This is a genomic window from Novosphingobium sp. GW821-FHT09E05, from assembly GCF_059416165.1.
The window spans coordinates 233,335-248,690 of the sequence record NZ_JBWKOQ010000003.1; the positions used below are offsets into that span (position 1 = coordinate 233,335).

A 15,356-nucleotide genomic window follows, 5' to 3' on the forward strand; every position below is an offset into this window, starting at 1 on the left:
AACGTCTAAATGCTGGGCCGTGCCGCCAATGGCGTATTCTGGATGTCGCGCTATCTCGAGCGGGCGGAGAACACCGCGCGCCTGATCGACGTGGGCTTCCACCTCGCGCTGACGCGGGGCAACCGCCAGTCGCAGGACGAGGAGTGGAAGTCGGTCCTCACCACCACCGGCCTGCTCGACGACTACTGCTCCAAGCATGTCGACTTCCACGGCACCCAGGTGTTCAACTACCTGCTGCGCGACCGCGATAATCCCGGCTCCGTGCTCAACATGGTCGAGAATGCGCGCACCAACGCGCGCGTCGTGCGTACCAGCCTGACCAATGCGGTATGGGAGACCACCAACGAAGGTTGGATGCACCTGCGCGACCTCCTCGCGCGCCCCGTGCGCGAGACCAGCCTGGGCGAAGTGCTGACCCAGATCCGCCGCACCGGCACGCTGGTGCGCGGCGCGATCGAGGGCACGATGCTGCGCAACGAGGTGTTCAACTTCTCGCGCATCGGCACCTTCATCGAACGCGCGGACAACACCGCGCGCATCCTCGACGTGAAGTACTACGTGCTGCTGCCCTCCGCCGCGTGGGTCGGCTCCAGCCTCGACAACGTGCAGTGGGACACGCTGCTGCGCTCGGTGGCGGGCAACCGGGCCTATTCGTGGCTCAACGCCGGCTCGATGGACCCGCGCGGGATCGCCCGCTTCCTGATCCTCGACGGCCAGTTCCCGCGCAGCCTGGTGTTCTCCTACGAGAAGATCCGCAGCAACATGGCGGGCCTCGCCAAGGAATACGGGCACGAGGTGCCGTCGCACGAACTGCTGCGCGATGCCGGGGCCAGGTTGCACCAGATCACCATCGAGGACATCTTCGAGGGCGGCCTGCATGAATTCCTGCAGGACTTCATCGGCAAGACCATCGAGATCGCCGGCTCGATCGCCGCCGATTACCGTTTCAGCGCGTAGGAGGGCAAGCGTGCTCCTCACCGTCAAGCATACCACCCGCTATGTCTTCGCCGACAAGGTCACCCACGGCCTCCAGCGCCTGCGCCTCAAGCCCAAGTCCACGCACGGGCAGGAAGTGGTCGACTGGCGCATGGACCTCTCCGGGGCCCGGCAGGAAGCCGCCTACGACGACCAGCACTTCAACCACGTCGACCTCGTCTCGATCGTGCCGGGCGTGCCCGAAGTCGTCGTCACCTGCGAAGGCACGGTGCGCACCATCGACAACAACGGCATCACCGGCCCGCACACCGGGCTGATGCCGCTGTGGTGCTTCCTGCGCCCGACCGCGCTGACCCGGCCCGGCCCCAAGGTGCGCCAGTTGCTGGCCGGCATCGAGGCGGACCGTTCGGACGTGCTGGGCTTCCTGCATCTTTTGTCCGACCGGATCGCCGAGCAGGTCGAATATGTCGGCGGCACCACCGATGCCCACACCACCGCCGAACAGGCGCTCGCCGCCGGCAAGGGCGTGTGCCAGGACCACGCGCATATCTTCATCACCGCCGGGCGCCTCCTCGACGTGCCGATGCGCTACGTCGGCGGCTACCTGCGCATGGACAGCGGAGACGAGCAGGAAGCCGGGCATGGCTGGGCCGAAGCGCATGTCCCCGGCCTCGGCTGGGTCGGTTTCGATGTCTCCAACGCGATCTGCCCCGACGAACGGTATATCCGCGTAGCCACCGGTTGTGACTATGGCGAGGCGGCGCCGGTTACAGGTATCGCCATAGGAGCTGGGGAAACCCGACTCGACGTTCACTTGTCGGTAGGTGAAAATAAGGTAGGAGCCCAGCAGCAGCAGTCCGCGTCGGGCGGGCAGCAGCAGGTACAAGGCGGCTGAGAACGCCGCCGCGCCGGTGATGGGCGCGCCGCTAACGGGTTTGCTAAAGGCTTTTTCGATGACCTATTGTGTTGGCATGATGCTGGATCGCGGGCTCGTTCTGATGAGCGACACCCGCACCAATTCGGGCGTCGACAACATCTCCACCTTCCGCAAGATGTACCACTGGGAAATTCCCGGCGAGCGGATCATCACGGTGATGACCGCCGGAAACCTCGCCACCACGCAGGGCGTCATCAGCCAGCTGGAGGAACGCAACAAGGCCCCGTCCGAGCGTCACAACTCGCTGCTCGAGGCGCCGACGATGTTCAAGGTCGCCTCGATCGTGGGCAACCTGCTGCAGGACACCATCTCCGAACGCGCGGCCGACAACGGCCAGAAGGCCGCCGCCGGCACCTTCAGCGCCTCGATGATCGTGGCCGGCCAGATCAAGGGCATGGAACCCCGGCTGTTCCTGATCTACCCCGAGGGCAACTTCATCGAGGCCAGCTTCGACACCCCGTTCTTCCAGATCGGCGAGACCAAGTACGGCCGCCCGATCCTGATCCGCGGCTACGAACGCACGATGAGCTTCGAAAGCGCGGTCAAGCTGATGACGGTGTCGTTCGATTCGACGCTCAAGGCCAACCTCTCGGTCGGACTGCCGCTGGACCTGCTGGTGATCGAGCGCGACCAGTTCACGCCCCGCCACGAACGCCGGATCGACGCCTCCGACGCCTATTTCCGCTCGGTCTCGACCAGCTGGAGCGAAGCCATGCGCACCGCGCTCGACGGGCTGCCCGACTACCGCATGGACCCTGCGGTCAAGGAAGTCGTGGGCTAGGGGCGGGGAGCTCCGGCCCCATCAGGCCTTTGGCAGGAACCGCTGCGAAAGGCCGTGATAGAGCTTCTCCTTGCACACGAACTGGGCGGCGAAATCACCGATCAGCGCCGCGGCGAGCAGGGGCATCATCAGTCCGCGACTGGCGGTGGTCTCGGAAATGATGATCACCGCGGTGAGCGGCGCGCGCACCACGCCGGTGAAGTAGGCGACCATTCCCAGCAGGACGACGGCGCCGGACGGATAGCCGGGCAGGATGCCGCGCAGAAGGTCGCCGATGCCGGCGCCGATCGAGAGCGACGGCGCGAAGATGCCGCCGGGTATGCCGGAAACCGCCGTTGCCAGGGTCGCCGCGAACTTGGCGGCGCCGAACCATATTGGCATGTCCTGGCCGGCGATGATGCCGTGGGCGGCATCGTAGCCGGTGCCCCAGGTCAGGCCGGTCGACACCCCGAGCACGGCCACGATCGCCCCGCAGGCGGCGGCCAGCAGCACCGGGCGCGCGCGCAGCCAGGTCATCGGACGCAGCGGCGCGGTGCCGGCGGCCAGCATGAGCCGCGAGAATGTCCCGCCCGCCATGCCGCCCACAAGCCCCGCAAGCGGCGCGGCGACGAGGGCCTGCGGGAAGCCCAGCGTCTGGCGCATGGCGCCGAAATAGATGTAGTCGCCCGCGATCCCGAGGCTGACCATGCCGGCGATCAGCACCGCCGCCATCACCAGAAGCGTCATGCGCTGCTCGTAGGCCGCCGCCAGTTCCTCGATGGCGAAGGCGACGCCGGCCAGCGGCGTGTTGAAGGCCGCCGCCACGCCCGCCGCGCCGCCTGCGATATAGACCGAAGAGCGCAGCGGCACGCGCATCACCCGGTGCATCCGGCCCATGATGGCCGCCGCGATCTGCACCGTCGGTCCCTCGCGGCCGACCGAAGCGCCCACCAGCAGTGCGCCGATGGTGAGGAAGAACTTGGCGATCGCGGCGCGGGCGGACACCAGCGTCGAAAGCGAGCCTTCCGGATTCTTGGTCGCGGCCATCACCTGCGGGATGCCCGATCCCTTCGCCAGCGGCGCAAAGCGCAGCGTCAGCCAGGCGATGACGGCGAAGCCGGCCGGCGTGGCGATCAGCGGCGCCCACCGCCAGCGGCCGGAGAAGGCATGGAACAGGGCGTTGGCCCGGTCCGCGACTTCGGCAAAGACCAGCGCCACGAGGCCGACCAGCACCGCGCCGCCGACGATCGCCACCCGGCGCCGCCAGACCAGCGCTTCGGGACCGTGGCGGCGCAGCGCCACGCGAAGACGTCGTGGCGACAGGCGGCGGCGCATGGTCACTATGGCAAGACCCTTCAATCGGCGGGGGAAACGGCCCATGCCCTATCGCAGCCCCCTGCGGCGCCTGTCTACCCTTGGCGGCTCAGCCGCGTCCCGGAAAATCCGGGTTTCAGGACCGCCCGGCATCCGCCGCCGCGTCGGATGGCCCGCTTTCCTACAGCCATGCCGGCGCGTTAGGCTGGCTGCATGGTTCGCAACCCCCCTTTCCCGATGGCCCCGCCTCGCGAAGCCTCCCGCCGTGCGAGCAAGGCGACACTTGCGGCGCACAAGGCGACACATCGCACACGCAAGGCGACACCGGCGGCGTACAAGGCGACACTTTTTCAGCGCAAGGCGACACATTTGCGGCGCAAGGCGACACATTTTGGCCCGGGGGAGGCAGTTTCCCCCCTTGGACCGTGTAAACCGTGTAAACCTTGTGTCGCCTTGCACCGCACTGCGGGGCGGGCCCACCCGCTCCCGCCGCGCGACGATCAGCGCGACCTGCCGCTCACGCCGCGTCCCAGACCAGCGGCAGGTTGCGGATCGAGAGCAGGCCCGGGAACACGCTGGTGTCCGAGCCCGGCTTGGGCCGGAACTCGGGGATGCGGGCGAACCATTCCTCGAGCAGCACGCGCAGCTCGCGCCGGGCGAGGTGCGCGCCGAGGCAGATGTGGACGCCGCCGACGAAGGTGAAGTGGCGGTTGGCGCGGCGCTCGGGGTCGAACGCGCGCGGGTTCTCGAACCGGGTAGGGTCGAAATTGCCCGCCGGGTTGAGGCACTGCACCGAGTCGCCCTTGCGGATCTGGACGCCGTGCCACTCGAAGTCGCGGGTCGCGCTGCGGGTGGAGGAGAGGATCGGCTGGGTACGCAGGAACTCTTCCACCGCGCCGTTGATGAGCGCCGGATTCTCCCGCAGCCGGCGCTGGATCTCGGGCTGGAGGGCCATGCGGCGGAACATCTGCGCGATCGTCGCCGCCACGGTGTCGAGCCCGCCGAGCCAGAGGAACCAGACCATGCCGATCTTCTCGTCGTCGGTCGGCGCGCGGCCCTGGATTGTCCCGTGGACGATCGAGGAGACGAGGTGCTCGTCCGGGTTCGCCTCCTTCTCGGCGATGAAGGCGCGCAGGAAGTCGAGCACGCTGCGCAGCGCCGCCTGCATCTTTTCCAGCGTGCCCGAGTGCAGGATGTCCCATTCCCAGTCGAGGAACTGCTCGAACATCCGGTCGGGGAAGCCCATCAGGCCCATGAAGATGCGCACCGGATAGACCCGCCCGAAGTCCCAGGCCATGTCGACTTCGCCCTTGGCGGCGACTGCGTCGATCATCTCGACGACGATCCGGCGGATGCGCGGCTCGATCTCGCGGGTGATGCGCGAAGGGCTGAAGTACGGCATCAGGTAGAGCCGGTACTTCGAATGGTCCGGCGGGTCGATCGCCAGCGGGATCGACTTGAAGGTCTCCCCGATCAGGCGCTGGAACTCGGCGGTGCCGGCGTTCGAGAAATGATCGTTGTCGGAATAGACGCGGTCGATGTCCTCGTAGTGCGAGACCACCCAGTTGCCGCGCCGCGCGCCGGAGATCGCGCCCAGGCCCGAACGCATGGGCGGATTGTACAGCAGGCGCGGGATTTCCGGGCCGTTGAGCCAGGCGAACGGCTCGTAGGGATCGACCAGGTCGTTGGGTTCGCTGCCGTTGGCGAAGGACAGATCGACGATGCGGTCCTTCGGCACGTTGTCCGGGGCGTCGAACTCCACTCGGATGTCGTCAAGCGTTCGCGATTGTGTCATGGTCTTCTCCCGGCCGAATGAATGCCCGACCGGTATTCGGGCCGCAAGCAGCGTGATCGACGCTCCCGCCGTGCTCCGCGCGTATCGGGCAGGACATCGCCATTCATCGTCGCGGCGTTGCCTTGCCCCGCGCGATTGTCATGTCCCGGCGCGGTTGCGAAACGAGCACCATTATTTTTTCGGGAGAATCGCAATGGCCGATGACGACACCCAGGAACTGGCCCAGTCGGCACGCAAGTACTGGTCCGCGGATGGATACAAGGACGGCGGCCTGATCCGCGAGGTGGACTACGCCTCGCAGTCGGGCGGGCTCGATCCGATGTTCGCAGGCATCAAGATCGTCGACACCGACACCCACATCACCGAAGCGCCCGAGCTGTTCACCTCGCGCGCGCCGGCAGCGCTCAAGTCGAAGATGCCGCGCGTCGAGCGCGTCAACGGCACCGACCGCTGGTTCGTGGGCGACCGTGACTTCGGCACGCTGGGCGGCAACGTCATCCGCGCCGACAACAACAAGCTGCTGGGCCGCCTCGCCTTCCCGAAGCTGGAGCAGGCCCACCCCGGCGGCCATGAACTCAAGGCGCGCCTCCAGGCGATGGACGACATGGGCGTCCACGCCCAGATCGGCTTCCAGAACTCGGGCGTGACCCAGGCCGGCGCCTTGATGAGCCTCGGCGATCCCGAACTGGCGCTGCAGATCGTCCAGATCTACAACGACGCCTCGGCCGAGTTCCAGGAAGCCTCGGGCCAGCGCATCTTCAACATGGCCCACCTGCCGTTCTGGGACCAGAAGCAGCTCGAGGCCGAAGCGCGCCGCTGCCACGACATGGGCCTGCGCGGTTTCGTGCTGCCCGACACGCCCGAGCGCGTCGGCGTGCCCAGCTTCAACCACGACTACTGGACGCCGTTCCTCGAGATGTGCGACGCCACCGGGCTGCCGCTCAACTTCCACCTCAACGCGGCGATCGACCCGAACACGCTGACCTGGGAAGGGTTCCAGTTCGAGCAGACGCTGTCGGTCGTGGCGACGATGTTCTCGATCGGCAACGCCGCGACGCTGGGCAACTGGATGGTCTCGGGCCGTCTCGACCGCCATCCGGGCCTCAAGATCGGCCTGATCGAAAGCGGCGCCGGCTGGGTGCCCTTCGCGGTGGAAGCGCTGGAACACCAGTTCCGCGAAATGCTGGCCGGCAAGCGCGATGTGCTCAGGAAGCAGCCCTGGGACTACTTCCGCGACCACTTCTACTGCACCTTCTGGTTCGAGAAGATCGCGCCCAAGTACCTGCTGGAGATCATCGGCGTCGACAACGTCATGTTCGAAACCGACTTCCCGCACCCGACCTCGCTCTATCCGGGCGTGCAGGAGCACCTCAAGGACGTGCTCGGCGGCTACGACCGGACCATCCAGAAGAAGGTCCTGCAGGACAACGCGGTCAGGCTCTACAACCTGCCGTTCTGATCGGATTTATGGGTTACGGACAATCCGGGGGCGGGAGACCGCCTCCGGGTTTTTCGTGCGCGCTTCAGCTGTAGCGTTCCTCCGCCCACGGGTCGCCGCGCATGTGGTAGCCGTTGATTTCCCAGAAGCCGGGCTTGTCGGCGCCGAGGAAGTCGATCCGGTTGATCCACTTGGCGCTTTTCCAGAAGTAAAGATGCGGGATCGCCAGCCGCACCGGGCCGCCGTGGTCGCGGGAGAGTGGCTTGCCCTGCCAGCGGTGGACCAGGATCGCGTCCGCCGCCGCGAAGTCGGCTAGCGGCACGTTGGTGGTATAGCCGTCGTAGCCGTGAAGCATGAGATGGCTGGCCTCGTCCTTCGGCTGCACGGCCTCCAGCAGGTCGCGGGTGGCGACGCCGGTCCAGTCATTGTCGTAGCGCGACCACGTCGTGACGCAGTGGATGTCGCTGCGCACGCGCGACTGCGGCATCGCCATGAACGCGGCCCAGTCGAGCGTCACCGGCCGGGTGACCATGCCGCCGACCGTCAGGCGCCAGCGCTCGAGGCTGACGTCGGGCTGCTGCCCGAGGTCGAGCACCGGCCAGTTCTCGACCCGGTGCTGGCCGGGCGGCAGGCGGTCGGTTTCCGGCCGGGCCTCGGTGCCGGTGATGAACTTGTGCTCGCTCGCCCAGCGTTGCTTCGAGCGGGTCAGCTTGCTGTCGGGCGGAAGCGCACCGCGATCATCGGTCTCATCCATGCGCGGGCTTTCGTGAAGGGGCGTGGAACGGGCGGCGATGGCTGCTTATAGCGCAGGCGTCGGCGGCAATCGAGTCGGGTGGCGTGGCTCCGGAAAGGGACGAGACGATGGCGAGCGAACCGCAAACCCCGGCGTTGTTGAAGGACATCCTCGGACCCGCTGCCCTCGTGGTGATCGCCGATGCGGGAACGGCGGCCTCGCGCCGCTTCGATCGCGCCGCGTTTCTCGATGCGGCGCGTACGGGGCTGGACGGGCTGTCGATCATGGAGCGTGTGCGGCACATCGCCGATGCACTGGCGCCCGCGCTGCCGGCCGACTATCCTGCCGCCTTGGAGGTCGTGCTGGCTATGGCGCCGGGTCTGAGCCACGGATTCCAGGCGGTCGCCGTCACCGAGTTCGTGGCGCGGCACGGGCAGGACGATGTCGAGGCCTCGCTGGCGGCGCTGGCGACGCTCACCCGCTTCGGCACTGCCGAGTTCGCCATCCGTCCCTTCCTCGGTCTTGATCCGGCGCGGACGCTGGCGACGATGCTGGAGTGGACAGCGAGCGAGGACGAGCATCTGCGGCGTCTCGCCAGCGAAGGCAGCCGGCCGCGGCTGCCATGGGCGGCGCGGGTCCCGGCGCTGAAGGCCGACGTCACGCTGGCGGCACCGATCCTCGAGGCGCTGCGGGCCGACCCCAGCGCCTATGTCCGCAAGTCGGTGGCCAACCACCTGAACGACATCGCCAAGGAGCGTCCCGACTGGCTGCTGGAGCGCCTCGCCACTTGGCCGCAGGACGATGCCCGGACGCAGTGGATCGTGCGCCATGCCCTGCGCACGCTCGTCAAGCAGGGCGATCCCGGTGCGCTGGCGCTGATCGGCGTGTCGCACGGCGCCTCGGTGCGGCTTATGTCGTTCTCGGTGTCGCCCGGGACCGTCCGGCTGGGCGATGAAATCGCAATCCGCGCCGAGCTGGTCTCCAGCGCGTCGGCGCCCCAGCGGCTGGTCGTCGACTACCGCGTCCATTATGCGCGGGCCTCAGGCAGGGCGGCTGCCAAAGTGTTCAAGCTGAAGACCTTCACCCTCGGCGCGGGCGAGGCGGCGAGCCTCGGCATCCGGCAGACCATCAAGGATTTCAGCACCCGCCGCCACCATCCCGGCGTCCACACGGTCGAACTTCTCGTCAACGGCCGCACCGAAGCGAGCGCCGACTTCGTCCTGACCTGACCGCCGCCGCTACTGCGAGATCACCCGCACCGCAAACGCGGCCGCCGCGGCGCGCGTTTCCACGCCCAGCTTCTCGAAGACCTGTTCGAGGTGCTTGTTCACGGTGCGGGGGCTTATGAGCAGAATTTCGCTGATGACGCGGTTGGGCTTGCCGTAGCTGATCCAGAGCAGGACTTCCGCCTCGCGCTGGGTCAGGCCGAACTGTCTCTGCAGGCAGGCAACGTCGGCCTGCGGGTCGATCAGGTTGATGCGCACCAGCAGCTCTCCGGGGCGCGAGCGGCCGACGACGACGGCCTCCAGCGTGCGCCCGCCTTCGAGGTCCAGCTTGACCGTGGTCCCGGGCGCGGCATCTTCGGACAGGAGCTTGGCGAGGGGGGCGACGAGCAGGGCGGGCAGTTCGGCGCCATGGCGCGACCAGTCGGGCGTCAGGGTCTGGAGGAGCCTTTCCGCTGTCGGGGTGCACCAGCCAAGCACGCCTTCGCCCTGGATGGCGATCAGGCTGCGGCCCGTGGCATCGAGCGCGAAGTGGCTGCCCTGCGCAATGCGGGCGTTGGTCATGTGGACGCGCACGCGGGCGAGCAGTTCGTCGACGACGATGGGCTTGCGCAGGTAGTCGACCCCGCCCGCCTCGAGCGCGCGCACGACATGCTCGCTCTCGGTCAGGCCGGTCATGAAGACGACGGGGATCTGCGCGCTCGAGGGACGGGTCTTAATCGCGCGGGTGGTTTCGAAACCATCGAGGCCCGGCATCACCGCATCCATCAGCACGAGGTCGGGAACGACGTGCTCCAGCAGCGCCAGCGCCGCTTCGCCGCTGGTGGCGACGAGGACCGCGATGCCGGAGGATTCCAGCGTGTCGGTCAGGAACCGGAGCGATTCCGGGGTATCGTCGACGACCAGGACGGTGTCGGTGTGGACGGTACTCATGACTTATGGGCTCTCACGGTCTTGAGGAGCAACTGGAGGTCGAAGCGGTCGAGCTGTTCGAGCAGCTGCGCGGCGAGAGGCGCGGCTTCGGGTACAGCGGTTTCCAGCACACGGATAGCCGCTTCGATGCCGCGAACGTGGCCGATCACCGCCTTCTGCTCGATCTCGGCGAGCAGCGACGCGGCGGCGTCCGGCAGCGGACGGACGCCGAACCCGGGGACCGGAGTATGACCGCCCGCGGGTTTCTCGCCGATCCAGCGGATCGACAGCTGATCGGCGACGACGTCGAGCATGGCGTCCAGCTCGAACGGCTTCTTGAGGAACATGTCGTGGTTCGCGCGCCCGTCGCCGCCGCGGCTGAATTCGTGGGCATTGGCCGAGACCATGACGATCTTCACATCACGGCCGAGGTCTTGGCGCAGGCGGCGGCACACGTTCCACCCGGATTCGCCCGGCATCGAGATGTCGAGGAGGACGATGTCGGGTTGCTCCGCCAGCGCGAGGGCATGGCCCTGCACACCGTTCGAGGCGTGCAGGACGATGAAGTCGAGCGGCTCCAGCAGACTGCGCACCATGCCGACCTGCGCCGGATCGTCGTCGATCACCAGAACCTTGCGCCGCTCGCCCTCGTAGCCGGAAACGCGGTCGGCTTCCTCCACGTCCTGCTGGGGGGCGACGACCTGGCCCAGCATCAGCTTCACGGTAAAGCACGTTCCCTTGCTCGGTTCGCTCGCCACCGCGAGGTCGCCGCCAAGGATGCGGACCAGCGCCTGCGTGATCGAGAGGCCGAGGCCGACGCCCTTCTGCCGCTGGGCGTCGGGATTGCCGCCGCGCTCGAACGGTTCGAAGACCTTGTCGATGTCCTCCTGCGAGATGCCGATCCCAGTGTCGATCACGTCGAAGCTCGCCATTTCGCTGCGGTAATGGACGCGGAAGGTCACCGAACCGGTGGGCGTGAACTTGATGGCGTTCGACAGCAGGTTGATGAGGATCTGCCGCAGGCGCTTCTGGTCGGTGCGCACGAAGGCGGGCAGGCGCTCGGGGCGTTCGAAGTGGAAGGCGATGCCTCTGGACGCGGCCTGCGGGCGGAACATGTCGGCGATCTGGTCGACGAAGGAGGGGAAGCGCACGGTTTCGCTGGAAATGCGCAGCACGCCGCTTTCCACCTGCGAGATGTCGAGCAGCCCTTCGACGAGATTGGTGAGATGCTCCGAACTGCGGCGGATGACCTTCGCGGCTTCCACCGGCGTCACGTCGTGCCCGCGTTCCAGCAGTTGCGAGTAGCCGTAGATCGAGTTCAGCGGCGAACGGATCTCGTGGCTGACGTTGACGAGGTAACGGCTCTTGGCGGTGTTGGCGGCCTCGGCCGCTTCCTTGGCAGCCTGGAGTTCCTTCATCGTCCGGTTGTGCGCTTCGACCTCGTTCATCAGGAGGTTCACGTGGTGCTCGCTCTCCTGCATGGCGGAGCGGCGCGAGTGATGGACCAGCACCACGATCCAGGCGATGATCCCGCCGCACAGCAGCAGCAGCAAAAACAGCCCGATCAGCACGCCGGAGAAGCGCGCCGCGGCATTGAGCGAGGTCAGTTCGATTTGCCACGAAAGCGCGCCTACGATCGCTGCTATCACGGCGGTGATGGCGGCCATCAGGAAGGCGAAGTGCCCTATCGGCGTGTGGACGAAGCGCGAAGCCCCTCGCGGGAGCATCCGCTCCAGCCAGAGCGCCATCTGCTGGGTCGCCCGGCTGTCGCGCTTGCAGCGGTCGTGGCAGCGCGCCTCCAGCGTGCAGCACAGCGAACAGATCGGTGCGGCGTGCATGGGGCAGTGCGCCATGTCGCTCAGTTCGAAGCGGTTCTCGCAGATGACGCAGGTCGCCTTGGTCAGGCCCGGTGCCCAGCGGCTGCGGCGAGCGATGTAATAGCGGCCTTGGGTCGCCAGCGCTATCACCGGGGCGGCGGTGAAGGCGATGGCCAGCCCGATCACCGGTGCGAAGGCCTGCGCCAGCGGGCCGAGCAGGTTGAAATGCGCGCAGGTCGCCGCCGCGATCGAAAGCGTCATGGCGCCCAGCCCGACCGGGTTGAGGTCGTAGAGATGGGCGCGCTTGAACTCGATCCCGCGCGGCGACAGGCGCAGCGGCTTCGATACCATGAGGTCCGCCGCCAGCGCGCCGATCCAGGCGGCGGCGAGGGTGGCGTAAACGATCAGGATCTGCTCGATGATGGTGAAGATGCCGAGTTCCATCAGCAGCAGCGCCAGCAGCACGTTGAACACCATCCAGACGATGCGTCCCGGATGGCTGTGGGTCAGTCGCGCGAAGAAGTTCGACCACGCGAGGGAACCTGCATAGGCGTTGGTGACGTTGATCTTGAGCTGGCAGACCACGATGAACAGCCCCGTCACCACCAGCGAGAGCGCCGGCCATCCGGTCATCCGGGTGAAGATCGCCTGGAACATCGTCATCGGATTGGAAGGATCGTCGAAGGCCATGCCCTGGCTTGTCACAAGCCACGCCAGGTAGGAGCCCAGCAGCAGCTTGATGCCGCCGAACAGGGTCCAGCCGGGCCCTCCGATCAGCATCGCCGACCACCAGCGCGCCCGGCCGATCTTGGATTCCGGCGGAAGAAACCGCAGGTAGTCGGCCTGCTCGCCGATCTGCGGCAGCAGCGAGAGCAGGGTGGACAGCGCGAAGCCGAAGTGGACCAGCGAGACACTGCCGTCCGCCAGCCCGAACCTTCCGGAATAGTGCGACCATTCGGAGAGTGCCTGCGGGCCGGACCAGACGATGTAGACGATCGGCGCGACCTGCAGCACGATCCAGAAGTACTGGGTCCAGGCCTGGAAGCGGGTGATCGCGCTCATGCCGTAGAAGGCGACCGGGAGCACCACCAGCGCGCAGACCAGGTAGGCGATGCTCATCGGCATGCCGGTCATCGTGCGCAGGGCGACTGCCATGATCGTTGCCTCGACCGAGAACAGCAGGAACGTGAACGAGGCATAGATCAGCGAGGTGATGGTCGAGCCGAGGTAGCCGAAGCCGGCCCCGCGTGTCACCAGGTCGATGTCGAGCCCGCGCCTGGCGGACTGGTAGGCGATCGGCAGCCCCAGCACGAACATCAGCGCCATGCCGGCGGCGATGGCGGCCACCGCATTGGCGAAGCCGTAGGCCAGCGTGATCGAGGCGCCGATCGCCTCGCAGGCCAGGAACGCGGTCGCGCCGATCGCGGTGCCCGCGACCGTGCGCGGAGACCAGCGCCGCGCGGCATCCGCCGTGAAGCGCAGCGCGTAATCCTCAAGTGTCTGCGTCGCGACCCACTTGTTGTAGAGCCGCTTTTCTTTCAGGACGTAATCGGGCTGCTTCATCGTCACCCGGTGGTAAGCGCGGGCTCGCGCGGCCTCAGGCCGCCGGTGGCGACGATGAAGTCGATGATCTCGTCTAGCCCGATCATGTCCTTGAGGTTGGTGAACAGGAATGGCCGGCTCCCGCGCATCTTGCGGGAATCGCGGTCCATCACGCCGAGGTCGGCGCCGACCAGCGGCGCGAGATCGATCTTGTTGATGACCAGCAGGTCCGAGCGGGTGATGCCGGGGCCGCCCTTGCGGGGGATCTTGTCGCCCGCCGAGACGTCGATCACGTAGATGGTGATGTCGGCCAGCTCCGGGCTGAAGGTGGCGGCAAGGTTGTCGCCCCCGCTTTCGATGAAGATGACCTCGAGGCCGGGGAATTTCTTCGCCATCTCGTCCACCGCGACGAGGTTGATGCTGGCGTCCTCGCGGATCGCGGTGTGCGGGCAGCCGCCGGTCTCCACGCCCATGATGCGTTCGGGTTCGAGCGCGCCCGAGCGGGTGAGGAACTCGGCGTCCTCGCGGGTGTAGATGTCGTTGGTGATGGCGGCGATGTTGTACTGGTCGCGCATGGCCTTGCAGAGCCGGTCGGTCAGCGCGGTCTTGCCGGAGCCGACGGGGCCGCCGATGCCGACGCGCAGGGGACCGTTGTGGGGCGTGCTCATGAGCGGAAAAGCCTTGTGTAGAGAGTTTCGTGGGCGATCGAGGCCAGCTCGAGCTGCGGCGCGGCGGTGCCGAGGTCGTCCAGCGGGGCGGCGAGGGCGCGTTCGGCGATGCCCTCGATCAGCGGGGCGAGGGCGGCGAGCGCAAGCTGGCCGTCGGTCTGGCCGAGCGGGACAAGCCGCACGCCCGCTGAGACGAGGTTGGCGGCGGTAGAATGGAGCATGGCATGGAGCGCGGGCTCCAGCGGAACCGCATGGGCTGCACAGGCGAGCGCCAGGACGGCGCAGTGCGCCACCGGCCAGTCGCCGTTGCGGGCCGCGAAGGCATCGAGTGCGGGATGCGGCCAGGCCTTGCGGGTGACGGTGAGGAACGAGTGGCCCTGTTGGCGGGCCTCCAGCGCGGTCTCGCTGCTGCCCCGGAAGGCGGCGGCGAGCTGCGAGATTTCGTCGAAGGCGGTTTCATTGCCCGCCGCCTTCCAGGCGTGGACGAACAGTACGGCATCGACCCAGCCGCCGCCGCGCGCCAGCACCGCCTCGACATAGGCGGCCACGTCCGTTGCGGTGCGCACCCGCCCATCCTCGACCGCGGTTTCGAGCCCGTGGCTGTAGGTGAAGCTGCCGACCGGGTAGGACGGCGAGGTCCACGCCAGCAGCCGGTGCAGCGATCCGCCTGCTCCCATGGCGTCAGCCACCATGGGCATGGCCATGGTGGTGATGACTGTCCTCGGCGAGCGGGTCATGCACGTGGCTGCGCGCATGGGCGTGGTCGTGCGAGTGGTCGCCGTGGGCATGGTCGCCATGATCGTGATCGTGGGAGGCGTGCCCATGGCCCGAGTAAGCCCCGCCCTCGGGGGTGAACGGTGCCTCGATCCTCGTCACCGTGGCGCCCAGGCCCTCCAGCATCGCGTTGATGACGTGGTCGTCGCGCAGGCGGATGGCGTGGGGGTGGAGTTCGGCGGGCAGGTGGCGGTTACCGATGTGCCAGGCGAGGCGGATCATTGCCGCGGGGTCCTGCGCAGTGACCTCGACCAGCGTCTCGGGCGCGGCCAGCACTTCGACGAGGCGCCCGTCCGAGAGTTGCAGCGCGTCGCCATGGCCCAGCACCTGCGCGCGCGGCAGATCGAGCAGGAACGCGGTGCCGTGGTCGGCGGTGTAGTACCAGCGGCGGCGATGGCGCGCGTCGTGGTCGAGCGTGATGTGATCGGCGGCAGGGGCTGACCAGTGGCCGTGGGGGATGACTTCGTGGACGGTCAGCATGGGAAGGGCCTTGTCGTGTCGGGGCAG

Annotated in this window: 13 protein-coding genes; 5 read left to right on the plus strand and 8 right to left on the minus strand. The window is 67.5% G+C overall.

The window, feature by feature from the left end:
• The first annotated feature begins 9 nt into the window (after window positions 1-9).
• From AC07M9_RS15490 to AC07M9_RS15500, 3 genes are read left to right on the plus strand one after another with little or no spacing between them, the layout of a single operon-like run.
• Entirely contained in the window at window positions 10-957 is a 948-nt protein-coding gene (locus AC07M9_RS15490; RefSeq protein WP_494884829.1) for an alpha-E domain-containing protein, read from the plus strand.
• Between the two features lie 10 nt (window positions 958-967).
• Entirely contained in the window at window positions 968-1,831 is an 864-nt protein-coding gene (locus AC07M9_RS15495) for a transglutaminase family protein (RefSeq protein WP_494884831.1), read from the plus strand.
• Between the two features lie 58 nt (window positions 1,832-1,889).
• Complete coding sequence (locus AC07M9_RS15500; RefSeq protein WP_494884833.1) at window positions 1,890-2,654, plus strand: proteasome-type protease; 765 nt, start codon at window positions 1,890-1,892, stop codon at window positions 2,652-2,654.
• A gap of 21 nt (window positions 2,655-2,675) precedes the next feature.
• Here AC07M9_RS15500 and AC07M9_RS15505 read toward each other — a convergent pair whose 3' ends face one another.
• Together AC07M9_RS15505 and AC07M9_RS15510 are read right to left on the minus strand one after the other, a co-directional pair.
• Window positions 2,676-3,968 carry a chloride channel protein gene (locus tag AC07M9_RS15505; protein WP_494885052.1) on the minus strand — a complete coding sequence of 431 codons (1,293 nt, stop codon included), beginning with the start codon at window positions 3,966-3,968 and terminating at the stop codon, window positions 2,676-2,678.
• A gap of 496 nt (window positions 3,969-4,464) precedes the next feature.
• Window positions 4,465-5,742 (minus strand): cytochrome P450, encoded by a 1,278-nt coding sequence (locus tag AC07M9_RS15510; RefSeq protein ID WP_494884835.1) that lies wholly within the window; start codon window positions 5,740-5,742, stop codon window positions 4,465-4,467.
• Between the two features lie 193 nt (window positions 5,743-5,935).
• On the opposite strand from AC07M9_RS15510, the gene AC07M9_RS15515 reads away from it, so the two are divergent.
• Window positions 5,936-7,201, plus strand: a complete 1,266-nt coding sequence (locus AC07M9_RS15515; RefSeq protein WP_494884837.1) for an amidohydrolase family protein — start codon at window positions 5,936-5,938, stop codon at window positions 7,199-7,201.
• Between the two features lie 64 nt (window positions 7,202-7,265).
• Here AC07M9_RS15515 and AC07M9_RS15520 read toward each other — a convergent pair whose 3' ends face one another.
• Complete coding sequence (locus AC07M9_RS15520; protein WP_494884839.1) at window positions 7,266-7,934, minus strand: sulfite oxidase-like oxidoreductase; 669 nt, start codon at window positions 7,932-7,934, stop codon at window positions 7,266-7,268.
• 107 nt (window positions 7,935-8,041) lie between these two features.
• Here AC07M9_RS15520 and AC07M9_RS15525 point away from each other — a divergent pair, with 107 nt between their 5' ends.
• Window positions 8,042-9,142: a DNA alkylation repair protein gene (locus AC07M9_RS15525; RefSeq protein ID WP_494884841.1), complete on the plus strand. Its 1,101-nt coding sequence runs from the start codon at window positions 8,042-8,044 to the stop codon at window positions 9,140-9,142.
• Window positions 9,143-9,151: 9 nt separating this feature from the next.
• Here the strand turns inward: AC07M9_RS15525 and AC07M9_RS15530 are convergent, their stop codons facing one another.
• From AC07M9_RS15530 to AC07M9_RS15550, 5 genes are read right to left on the minus strand one after another with little or no spacing between them, the layout of a single operon-like run.
• Entirely contained in the window at window positions 9,152-10,069 is a 918-nt protein-coding gene (locus AC07M9_RS15530) for a response regulator (protein ID WP_494884843.1), read from the minus strand.
• Window positions 10,066-13,428, minus strand: a complete 3,363-nt coding sequence (locus AC07M9_RS15535; RefSeq protein ID WP_494884845.1) for an ATP-binding protein — start codon at window positions 13,426-13,428, stop codon at window positions 10,066-10,068. Before AC07M9_RS15535 ends, AC07M9_RS15530 begins: the two co-directional genes overlap by 4 nt.
• Window positions 13,429-13,430: 2 nt before the next feature.
• Complete coding sequence (gene ureG / locus AC07M9_RS15540) at window positions 13,431-14,075, minus strand: urease accessory protein UreG (protein ID WP_494884847.1); 645 nt, start codon at window positions 14,073-14,075, stop codon at window positions 13,431-13,433.
• Complete coding sequence (locus AC07M9_RS15545; RefSeq protein ID WP_494884849.1) at window positions 14,072-14,812, minus strand: urease accessory protein UreF; 741 nt, start codon at window positions 14,810-14,812, stop codon at window positions 14,072-14,074. Before AC07M9_RS15545 ends, ureG begins: the two co-directional genes overlap by 4 nt.
• Complete coding sequence (locus tag AC07M9_RS15550) at window positions 14,757-15,329, minus strand: urease accessory protein UreE (protein ID WP_494884851.1); 573 nt, start codon at window positions 15,327-15,329, stop codon at window positions 14,757-14,759. The genes AC07M9_RS15545 and AC07M9_RS15550 overlap by 56 nt, the downstream gene beginning before the upstream one ends.
• Window positions 15,330-15,356: the final 27 nt, after the last annotated feature.

Excerpts from the sequence above, each read along its gene's own strand:
- AC07M9_RS15490 (WP_494884829.1), top strand. The coding sequence starts at position 10 with ATGCTGGGCCGTGCCGCCAATGGCGTATTCTGGATGTCGCGCTATCTC.
- AC07M9_RS15500 (WP_494884833.1), top strand. The coding sequence starts at position 1,890 with ATGACCTATTGTGTTGGCATGATGCTGGATCGCGGGCTCGTTCTGATG.
- AC07M9_RS15505 (WP_494885052.1), bottom strand. The coding sequence starts at position 3,968 with ATGCGCCGCCGCCTGTCGCCACGACGTCTTCGCGTGGCGCTGCGCCGC.
- AC07M9_RS15510 (WP_494884835.1), bottom strand. The coding sequence starts at position 5,742 with ATGACACAATCGCGAACGCTTGACGACATCCGAGTGGAGTTCGACGCC.
- AC07M9_RS15515 (WP_494884837.1), top strand. The coding sequence starts at position 5,936 with ATGGCCGATGACGACACCCAGGAACTGGCCCAGTCGGCACGCAAGTAC.
- AC07M9_RS15520 (WP_494884839.1), bottom strand. The coding sequence starts at position 7,934 with ATGGATGAGACCGATGATCGCGGTGCGCTTCCGCCCGACAGCAAGCTG.
- AC07M9_RS15525 (WP_494884841.1), top strand. The coding sequence starts at position 8,042 with ATGGCGAGCGAACCGCAAACCCCGGCGTTGTTGAAGGACATCCTCGGA.
- AC07M9_RS15530 (WP_494884843.1), bottom strand. The coding sequence starts at position 10,069 with ATGAGTACCGTCCACACCGACACCGTCCTGGTCGTCGACGATACCCCG.
- AC07M9_RS15535 (WP_494884845.1), bottom strand. The coding sequence starts at position 13,428 with ATGAAGCAGCCCGATTACGTCCTGAAAGAAAAGCGGCTCTACAACAAG.
- ureG (WP_494884847.1), bottom strand. The coding sequence starts at position 14,075 with ATGAGCACGCCCCACAACGGTCCCCTGCGCGTCGGCATCGGCGGCCCC.
- AC07M9_RS15545 (WP_494884849.1), bottom strand. The coding sequence starts at position 14,812 with ATGACCCGCTCGCCGAGGACAGTCATCACCACCATGGCCATGCCCATG.
- AC07M9_RS15550 (WP_494884851.1), bottom strand. The coding sequence starts at position 15,329 with ATGCTGACCGTCCACGAAGTCATCCCCCACGGCCACTGGTCAGCCCCT.